This is a genomic window from Nocardia sp. NPDC057272 (assembly GCF_042668615.1).
Lineage (GTDB): Bacteria > Actinomycetota > Actinomycetes > Mycobacteriales > Mycobacteriaceae > Nocardia.
Genome location: NZ_JBHUYK010000010.1, coordinates 220061 through 227559, shown reverse-complemented (window position 1 = coordinate 227559; position 7499 = coordinate 220061). Strand labels below are relative to the sequence as shown.

General features: G+C 62.3%; 6 protein-coding genes. 2 read left to right on the top strand and 4 right to left on the bottom strand.

Annotation, left to right across the window (positions count from 1 at the left end):
• Positions 1–172 precede the first annotated feature (172 nt).
• The 4 genes from ACFULV_RS16895 to ACFULV_RS16880 form a co-directional block, all read right to left on the bottom strand.
• On the bottom strand, positions 173–1387 hold the full coding sequence (locus tag ACFULV_RS16895) for a tyrosine-type recombinase/integrase (RefSeq protein WP_378657535.1): 1215 nt from the start codon (positions 1385–1387) through the stop codon (positions 173–175).
• Between the two features lie 135 nt (positions 1388–1522).
• Positions 1523–1738, bottom strand: coding sequence for a helix-turn-helix domain-containing protein (locus ACFULV_RS16890; protein WP_378657532.1), 216 nt, complete (start codon positions 1736–1738; stop codon positions 1523–1525).
• A 506-nt stretch (positions 1739–2244) separates the two neighbouring features.
• The gene (locus tag ACFULV_RS16885; RefSeq protein WP_378657529.1) at positions 2245–3579 is read right to left on the bottom strand and encodes a serine hydrolase domain-containing protein; all 1335 of its coding nucleotides are present in this window, start codon (positions 3577–3579) and stop codon (positions 2245–2247) included.
• 233 nt (positions 3580–3812) lie between these two features.
• Positions 3813–5348, bottom strand: a complete 1536-nt coding sequence (locus ACFULV_RS16880) for a flavin-containing monooxygenase (protein ID WP_378657526.1) — start codon at positions 5346–5348, stop codon at positions 3813–3815.
• Positions 5349–5419: 71 nt separating this feature from the next.
• On the opposite strand from ACFULV_RS16880, the gene ACFULV_RS16875 reads away from it, so the two are divergent.
• Positions 5420–6439 carry an AraC family transcriptional regulator gene (locus tag ACFULV_RS16875; protein WP_378657523.1) on the top strand — a complete coding sequence of 340 codons (1020 nt, stop codon included), beginning with the start codon at positions 5420–5422 and terminating at the stop codon, positions 6437–6439.
• A gap of 147 nt (positions 6440–6586) precedes the next feature.
• On the top strand, positions 6587–7450 hold the full coding sequence (locus tag ACFULV_RS16870) for an SDR family NAD(P)-dependent oxidoreductase (protein ID WP_378657520.1): 864 nt from the start codon (positions 6587–6589) through the stop codon (positions 7448–7450).
• The last annotated feature ends 49 nt before the right edge of the window (positions 7451–7499 follow it).

Below are 7499 nucleotides of genomic sequence, written 5' to 3'. Positions count from 1 at the left end.
GTCCAAGCCATGTCGACCCCATTCCTAGCTAAGGCTCAGAATGGTGGTAGCACCCATAACCGGCAGGTTTCTGGTTCGAGTCCAGATGGGGGAGCATCTACCAGGGCAAACGTCATCGTTTGACCCTGGTTTTCTGCTTTTGGGGGCACCGCGTCACGGAAACGTCACGCTTTCATCGTTTCAGCTGCTCCAAAGTCTCCGTGAAGTCGGGGGCTTGAGTCGGTTGATCGATGTAGTGGCGGCGGGTTACCGCGTCGCCTGCGTGGCCGAGTTGTCGGGCCGCGTCCTCAGGGCTGTGCGCCGACGCGATCATCGTGGCTACGGTCTTGCGGAAAGTTTTGGCGGTGATCCACGCGAACTTCTCGCCTCGCGCCTGCTTCCACAGACGGTTGAAGTTGTTGGGGCTCCAGATGCCGCCGTCGCGGTTGGGGAAGACCAAGTCGAGATCGTTGGGAACCGCTTCGGATTGAACACGGCGCAGGGTGTCGACGACGAACGGTGGGATCAATACGGTCCGATAGCCCGAATCGGTCTTGGTTCGTGGCTGGCGGATCAGGCCCTTGCCTTTGAGGCGAACGATGGTGCCGGCGAAGGTGATTCGCGGAGGCTGTGATTCGAGGTCGACGTCGGACCAGCGGAGCGCCAGGGTTTCGCCTGGGCGTGGGCCGGTGCCGAGTTCGACGTCGACAACATCGAGGACTCGTTGGTTGCGCTTGGGGCCGTACGTATAGCCCGCCGATCCGTCGAGTGGAGCGCCATTGACCCAATCGGTGAGTTGAGCCCGCAACTGCGCAAGGGTCGCCATATCGGCAGAACGGGGCTTGCTGTGTTTGCGCGGCAGATCGGCGACCTCACGGACGGGGTTGCGATCTATCGCGTCATGACGAACGGCCATCCCCATCATTTCTGACAGGATGACTCGCTGACGACGCGCCTTCTCGCGGTGGCCGTTGAGCGCGATGCGCTTGATATGGGCGTCCAGGCGCGAGGTCGAGGCTTCCCAAATACACAGACCACCTAGCGATGATTTGATCTTGATCGCGGCAGGGCTGGCACGTTTGTCGGTCGAGACATCGATTTCTCGGCGGTAGAGATCCAGGGTCTGTGGCGTCACACCCTCCTGGAGGGCCTTCTCTGCGAGCCAGAGGTCGGCGAGTTCGGCGAGCTTCGTATCTCGGGTTATCAGCGTGCCGCGCGCGCCGGTGCGTTCTGCCAGCGCGCGGCGGAGCGCATCCTCGGCGAGGCCTTTCGTCGAGCCGAATCGGTGAACAACGCGAGTCGTCCCATCCTCATCGCGGTAGCGGGTCGCTGACCGCCAGCTGCCGTTGGGTTGCCGCTTGGAGCTGATCTTGCCGTATGTACCGATCGGCAGGGCGTGGCGAGGCATCGAGGTCTAAGCCTCCTGTTATTCGGGGCATGGGAAGGGGCGAGCGCTGACCAATTGCCGTGACAGCGCCCCTGACTGGGCATGCGTCACCCACAGACAGGCGCAACGGGGTTGTCGCCGACGTGGTGCGTGCAGTCAGTGGCCGACGCCGGGCGGTAACTCAGGCCGGTTAGTGTCGAGCTGCGCCTGCTCCCATCGCTGGACATCACGGAGTAGGTAGCGGCGGTACCGGCCGATCTTGGCGAACCGTGGTCCGCGATTGGCAGATGCCCATGTAGCCAACGTCTTTGGCGGAATCTTGAGTCTCGCGGCGACCTCGTCAGTGGTCAGCCATACCTCTTCGCTGGTCATTGGATCGCACCTCGCGCCTGTCCGTTCGGACTTACACAGCGCGGCCGGGATCGACACGGCCTATCAAGTGGGTAGCCCGCAGAGTACAGAGGGCGGGCAGGCTTGAGCGAGCCTTGCTGTTGATCGTTGTTCATCGGGCAACTTTCAGCTGGGCCCGATCAGCGGCTCTTCCACCTCCATGAAACCTCAAAAGGTGAGATTTCGCCACCCAAAGTGATGGCGTCAACTCTCCTCTCGATGTTCACCATGACCGAAAGAAGTAACCGCGAACGTGCTTTCAGCGGCTCTCCTCAGAACAACCCATTGACGATCCTCGATATGGTCCGGGCATCTCGAATTGTCAGTCGCTGGCATGCTGTCCGGCATCGAGGCCACCGGTCACCGGGTCGCGGTCGTCGAACTTAAATCCTGACCACGTGCGGCCAGCTTCCGGTCAAGTTGGCGAGCCCTGGCAATGGCTCAGTGTGCCGTTCCGACCGAGGCTGTGGTCCCTCGCATTTGGTCGTCTACTGTCCCTCGCGTTTGGGCGCCCCGGGCACAGGCAGGCAGAAAACTCCGCTTTGACATGCCGGTTCTGGGCTGTCGAAGGGCAGTGTCAGCGGTATGCCGCCACATGAGAGCAGCGTGCATCCGGCCGGGGCATATGGTCCTACGCCGAACGATGCCAGCAGGACATTGGGATCGAAGACACCGATCGGGTCGAGTTCCAGGTTCATGCTGGGGACGTAGGGGCCCGGGTCGGGCAGGTCGACGTCGGTGATCGCGCGGGCAAAGAGTCGAAGGAACTCCCGGTAGAGTTCACTGTTGGTGTTGACGGAAAGCAGCGTGCTCGGGTCTGGTGATACATCGCCGAGGACACCGTTCCAGGTGATCAGCAAGTTCAGACTCGGCACAACGAAATTTGTTTGGTGCAAGAAACCCACGGTTGCATAGGTATCGGGCGGCATCGGGTCGAACGCCGCAACATCGATCGTCTTTCGCGACGGCAATGTGACGCCCGTACAAGGAGTTTGATTGAGCCAGACAAGGAAGCCGTAGCAGGCGTTGGACTTCGACGGCTGCCGGTATTGGTCCAGGTAGGCGGCATCGACAACTCGCTTCCCGTTCCACTCACCGTTGTTGAGTAGAAGCAACCCGATCCGGGAGAAGTCGTTCGGCGGCAGGAACAGATACGCGAACCCGTAGGTATTGCCCGCACGGTCGCGCTTCCAGTAGTAGTCCTCGGCATCGATGCCCAGCGGGTCGAACAGGTACTGCTGTGCGAATCCCTGAAAATCTCGTCCGATCGCGTGCTGCACAACGTAGACAAGGAGGTCGGGTCCGCGCTGGGAGTACTCGAAAAATGTGCCCGGGGGGTGCTCAACCGGCAAGGCTAAAGCTTGTTGGGCGGTGTTCAGATCGGGAACCAGTCCGGTGAAAGCCTCGGCGAAAAGTGACTGCTTCAAACCCGATGATTGCGTCAACAAGTCGCGGATGGTGATCGCGCGATGCGCGGCGTCTCCTTCGCCTTCTGGTAGGTAGTCACCGATCGGTGCGTCCAGGCGTAGCAGGCCTTGTGTGACGGCGACACCGACGACCAACGCTGTCACCGCTTTGGTCGAACTCCACAGGTGCCATGCGACATTGCCGGTAGCAGAGTTCAGCGGTCCGGTACCTACGAGACAGTTGTTGCGGAAGATCTGGATGTTGGTCCGCATTCGCGACGATGCGAACGCGATCGCCTCGTCCATTGCTCGCTGGTCGATATCGACATCCGCAGGTGCGGCGGACTCGGCGGCGCCATCCCCTTCCGGCAGGGCGCATATTCGAGGCTCAGCGCTAGCTGGTGGGGTGTTGATCATTCCGAATCCCGCGAACAGCGTGACAATGCTCAGCAAGGTGATCGCGACATGGCGAAACCTCGATCGGCACCGTAAATCCATCTCGCACCACCTCGTTGTACTGCGATTTTGTTTACGTATCGATATAGGCCTACCACGATCGGTGCGGGTGATGGGGGAATTCGGGACGCGTAATCGCTGACCGGGACATCCCCCGGTCAGCGGTTAGCTCAGCTTCTTCGTGCCGATGGAAATCAGGCGGACGAGGCGACCTCGTGGGCCGAGGTGTGTGTGTTGCGGATTGCGACACGAGGTGTCGCGTCGAGCGTCGCGGTGAGATCGGTGCGCATCGTGGTCAGCCAGTCGAGAATGTAGTTCTGTCGGACTTTCCACGGCCGCCGGTCGCCCTGGCGGGGGAACTCGTTGATCGAGCGTTGGACGTAGCCTGCCGCCAAATCGAGCAGTGGGCGCTCATGAAGGCCGGGATCTGCCTTGGGTGCGATGGCGGCCAGCTCGTGCCGGTCCATGTGGTTGAGGACCTTGCAGACCAAGCGCGAGGTGAGGTCGCCACGCAGGGTCCACGAGGCGTTGGTGTAGCCGATGCACATGGCGAAGTTCGGCACTGCGCTGATCATCGCACCCTGCCATACGAATTGTGACTGCAGGTCAACAGCTCGGCCGTCGACTTTCAGCTGGACTCCGCCGAATGCCTTGAGCTGCAGACCTGTTGCGGTGACCACGATATCGGCCTCGAGCACACGGCCGGATCGAAGGCGGATACCTTCGGGAACGAAAGCATCGATGTGGTCGGTGACGACCTCGGCCGCTCCGCTCTTGATAGTTTTGAACAGGTCTGCGCTCGGGATGGCGCAAAGCCGTTGGTCCCACGGGTTATAGCTGGGAGTGAAGTGGTCCTCGACCAGCTGCGCATCGCCGAGAATGCGGGTGTTCATCTTGATGAGCAGTTCGCGTGCTCCCTCGGGCCGCCGACGGCAGTACTGATAGAAGGCGGTGCTGAAAAGGATGTTCTTGGTACGGATGATGCGATGCGCCATACCGGCGGGCAACATGGCGCGCAGTCGATCAGCGATCTTGTCCCGGCTGGGGACGGCGCTGATCCAGGTCGGTGAGCGCTGCAGCATCGTCACATGGGCGGCGTCTGTCGCCATGGATGGCACGAGGGTCACGGCCGTCGCGCCGCTGCCGATTACGACTACCCGCTTGCCGGTGTAGTCGAGGTGCTCGGGCCAGAACTGGGGGTGCACGATCGTGCCGGTGAAGGAATCGCAATCCGGAAATTGCGGGGCGTGGCCTCGGTCGTAGTCGTAGTAGCCCGCACACGAGTACAGGAAGGTGCAGGTCAGCGCAGAGGTGCTTGTTGTTCCATCCTCGCTGCGCCGTTCGACGGTCAATGTCCATAGGGCATCGGCGGTGGAGTAGTCCGCGGCGACGACCTTGGTGTTGTAGCGGACGTGTCGGTCGATGCCGAACTCGGTCGCGGTTTCCTCGATGTAGCGCAGGATATCGGGGCCGTCCGCGATGGACTTGGCCTCGCGCCAGGGCCGGAACGGGTATCCGAGGGTGAACATGTCCGAATCGGAGCGAATCCCGGGGTATCGGAACAGATCCCACGTTCCGCCCAGCGCACTACGGGCCTCGAGCACGGCATAGGACTTGGTCGGGCACTCGGTTTGCAGCCGGTATGCGGCACCCACACCGGACAAGCCTGCGCCGACGATCACCACATCGACATGCTCGGAGCTGGTGGCGGAACGCGGGTCGTCTGTCATAGCAACCAGTATTTGCCGTACACTGCTCGCAGTTCTTGATCTGAGACGACAAAAATTTGATACTGGGCGACATGCCGATGATTCGTTCCGCAGCGCTGCGCGGGTTCCGTGCCACCGTAGCCGAGCTCGGCGGCAACGCCGACGAGCTGGCCGAGCGGGCCGGGCTACCGCCGGTCGCACTCGATAGCGACGACATTCTCATCTCCGATCTCGTGGCCGCCCGGATACTCGAGTCGGCAGCACGCCTGCTGGACTGTCCAGATCTGGGATTGCGGGTTGCCGGCCGCCAGGACCTGGGAATGCTGGGACCGCTGTCTTTGGCGATCCGCAACGCCCCCACCGTCGCTGATGCGCTCGAATGTGCTTCTCGATACCTGTTTCTGCATGCCCAGGGAATGAGCATCGCGATGGAGGACGACCCGGACGGGGCGCGCGGTGTACTCGCCCTGAGATACGGGGTCTCGGCCGGCGGACGGGTCATCTCCGTGCAAGGCGTGGATCTTGGACTCGGCTTCCTCCACCGAACCATCGAGCTGCTGGTCGGCGGCCGGTACGGTCTGCGGTCGGTGGATCTGCCGTATCGACCCGTCGCCCCGATAGCCCGTTACGAGCGGTTCTTCGGAGCGCCGGTGCGCATTGCGCGTCCGGCCGCGAATTTGCGGGTACCGCGCAGCATCACAACCCTTCCCCTCTCCGGTGCGGACGAGAGTCTGATGCGGTTGGCAATGACCTTCCTGGCGGAACAGGCGCCGTCACACCCCGCGCTGCCGACCGGGACTCAGGTGCACGCGGCGTTGCAACAGTCGCTCGGCACCGCACCTGCGGAGATCGGCGTCGTCGCCAGGCTTCTCGCCGTGCATCCCCGCACGCTGCAACGCCGCCTCGCGGCTGAGGGCACGTCGTTTGCCGCCATTCTCGACGAAGTTCGTCGCAACCAAACCCACCGCTACCTGACCACCACCGACATGCCGATGAGTCAGATCGCGGCGCTGGTCGGGTTGAGCGAACAATCCACCCTGACCCGATGCTGCAGACGCTGGTGGGGTGCCACGCCGCGCGCAATCCGCCGCGGCGGTGCTGCGGCACCGTAACCGGGTGAAACTATCGGGCTGCTGATCAGAACCCAGCGCGGTGTCGCGCAAAGCGAAATTGTTGTCGTCTCACATCAAGTTCGCACGGATGTTGCCCAACAGACTGGCGGTCGAGCCAATTGTCGCGCCACTGTTGAAGGAGATCCGATGTCACTGTCCTCTTACAGGTTTACGGGGGCCACTGCGTTACTCACCGGTGCTGCGAGCGGTATGGGCGAGCAGATGGCATATGGGCTGGCTGCACGCGGCTGCAACCTGGTGCTGGTCGATAGGGACGCCGACCGCCTGGCTACAGTCGCCGAAGTGGTGCGGTTGGCCCGCCCCGACCTAGCGGTGGATACCTATGTCGTGGACCTCGCCGACCTCGACAGCCTGGAGGCAAAGGCCTCGGCGATCCTCGCCCGGCATCCGAGCATCACACTGTTGATCAACAATGCCGGTGTCGCCCTGGGCGGAAATTTCCGAGACCTCACGGCTGAGGAATTCCAGTGGGTTCAAGACATCAACTTCCGCGCCCCGGTCGCCTTGACACGCTTGCTGCTCCCGACCTTGCTCGCCACACCGGGAAGCCACATCGTCAATGTTTCGAGCCTGTTCGGCCTCATCGCACCGCCCGGCCAAACCGCCTACGCCGCCAGCAAATTCGCGCTGCGTGGCTTCAGTGAAGCGCTGCGCCACGAGCTCGCCGACCAAGGAGTCGGAGTCACCACGGTGCATCCCGGGGGGATCCGCACCAGGATCGCGGAGAGCGTCCGGATCGCCGACTCGGCTTCCGAAGAACAGACACGAGCGGGCAAAGCGGCATTCGCCAAACTCCTCACCTATCCCGCAGACAAGGCTGCTGAGCAGATCCTCGACGGCATCGCCCGCCGGAAACCACGCGTATTGATTGCATCGTCCGCCGTCACGGCCGATCTGATAGCCCGCCTATTTCCGACCTCGTACCTGACGGTGATGCAGCGACTGAGTCCCCGTGGTACGCGCAAACGCCGAGCGGCGGCTCTGCGATGAGTTGGCTCGCCGAACTTTACCGGAACGGGGAATCCACAAGGACGGACAC

What these genes read in the sequence shown, in the direction of transcription:
- ACFULV_RS16895 (WP_378657535.1), bottom strand. Translation starts at nt 1,387, where the DNA reads ATGCCTCGCCACGCCCTGCCGATCGGTACATACGGCAAGATCAGCTCC.
- ACFULV_RS16890 (WP_378657532.1), bottom strand. Translation starts at nt 1,738, where the DNA reads ATGACCAGCGAAGAGGTATGGCTGACCACTGACGAGGTCGCCGCGAGA.
- ACFULV_RS16885 (WP_378657529.1), bottom strand. Translation starts at nt 3,579, where the DNA reads ATGATCAACACCCCACCAGCTAGCGCTGAGCCTCGAATATGCGCCCTG.
- ACFULV_RS16880 (WP_378657526.1), bottom strand. Translation starts at nt 5,348, where the DNA reads ATGACAGACGACCCGCGTTCCGCCACCAGCTCCGAGCATGTCGATGTG.
- ACFULV_RS16875 (WP_378657523.1), top strand. Translation starts at nt 5,420, where the DNA reads ATGCCGATGATTCGTTCCGCAGCGCTGCGCGGGTTCCGTGCCACCGTA.
- ACFULV_RS16870 (WP_378657520.1), top strand. Translation starts at nt 6,587, where the DNA reads ATGTCACTGTCCTCTTACAGGTTTACGGGGGCCACTGCGTTACTCACC.